Origin of the sequence: Bradyrhizobium genomosp. I (2014), from assembly GCF_000261685.1 — a bacterium.
In the GTDB taxonomy this organism is placed as follows: Bacteria; Pseudomonadota; Alphaproteobacteria; order Rhizobiales; family Xanthobacteraceae; genus Bradyrhizobium.
On sequence record NZ_AJQE01000492.1, the window covers coordinates 1 to 1,010 of the forward strand.

Annotated in this window: 2 protein-coding genes; both read left to right on the forward strand. The window is 55.7% G+C overall.

Features of this window, described 5'->3' with window-relative positions; genetic code table 11:
- Positions 1–70: 70 nt before the first annotated feature.
- Positions 71–397, forward strand: coding sequence for a hypothetical protein (locus IC50_RS41895; protein WP_157461215.1), 327 nt, complete (start codon positions 71–73; stop codon positions 395–397).
- Positions 398–460: 63 nt separating this feature from the next.
- A complete protein-coding gene (locus tag IC50_RS38205) occupies positions 461–949 on the forward strand; it encodes a hypothetical protein (protein ID WP_157461217.1) in 489 nt (162 codons plus the stop codon).
- Positions 950–1,010 lie beyond the last annotated feature (61 nt).

A 1,010-nucleotide genomic window follows, 5' to 3' on the forward strand; every position in this document is an offset into this window, starting at 1 on the left:
TACCGCGCGAGCGGTTTAGTCCACTGGACCCAAAGCGGACTTCGCAACACAGTGGTGCTATGAAAAATCCATGACCCGAGAAGCCACCCTGCGACGACGCCTTGCCCTTGGTCTTCCTGACTTCACAGCAGAGGTCTACCTCTATCCAACTGATGCAGGAGGGAGAAAGTCGCCTGTCGGGCTGGGGTGGGGGTGTCCCTGCAGCAGCACGAACAAAGCTCCAGTCGACGGTTGGGACGGCTATCTGCTGCTCAAAAGCGAAATGATGCCGGGCGAACGGCGAACGCTTGGCTTCGTCTTTCTATCAGGCGCGGAAGCCACTTCGGCACTCACGGCGAACGACAAGTTTTATCTTTGGGAGACCGGCGTTATCGGAGAAGCCAACATCATTCGATAGGGTGGTTCACGTCCGCCGATTGGCCCATTACGACAATCTCGACCCAGCGCCTTGTTGTCGGCCATGACCCAACTTTCAAACCGAAAAGGACTCCAGTTGTTTCCTGATCCCACTATCAAATGGCGGCCCTACCCTTCGATAATCGATGGCATCGAACGCCCACCTTTTGTTTTCGATCAAGGCCTTTGGCGTCGCGTTCTCTATCTCATCGTGGTGGCACCGAACCCCGGCCTTCGCGCTTACGGCATCGAAATGTCCTGCGAGATCTATTCGGGAATCGACGAAATGATCTATTCGATCGCCGATCACGGGGACAAAACAACTGGCCGCTACGACGGCGGAGTCTACATTAAAGAAGCTGAGAACTCGGCATTGCTGAAAGCCTACGCTGCGACCGATCCGGTCGGTCGGAAGCCGCGGCACTTCTCCTTTGTCGGAAGCGACTACTGCTACGAAGTGCTTGGTTTCTCCGAACCGATCATACGAGCGTTTAGCAGCCCCGAAGAGGCATATGCTTGGGGACCTTTTAGGTCCGAGGAGAAAGTAAACTAGGTCAGTAGCGACGCAGAGCCAGCACTTCCGCTTGTGTGAAGGGTTTCGGATGCCGGCCGCA

What these genes read in the sequence shown, in the direction of transcription:
- IC50_RS41895 (WP_157461215.1), top strand. Translation starts at nt 71, where the DNA reads ATGACCCGAGAAGCCACCCTGCGACGACGCCTTGCCCTTGGTCTTCCT.
- IC50_RS38205 (WP_157461217.1), top strand. Translation starts at nt 461, where the DNA reads ATGACCCAACTTTCAAACCGAAAAGGACTCCAGTTGTTTCCTGATCCC.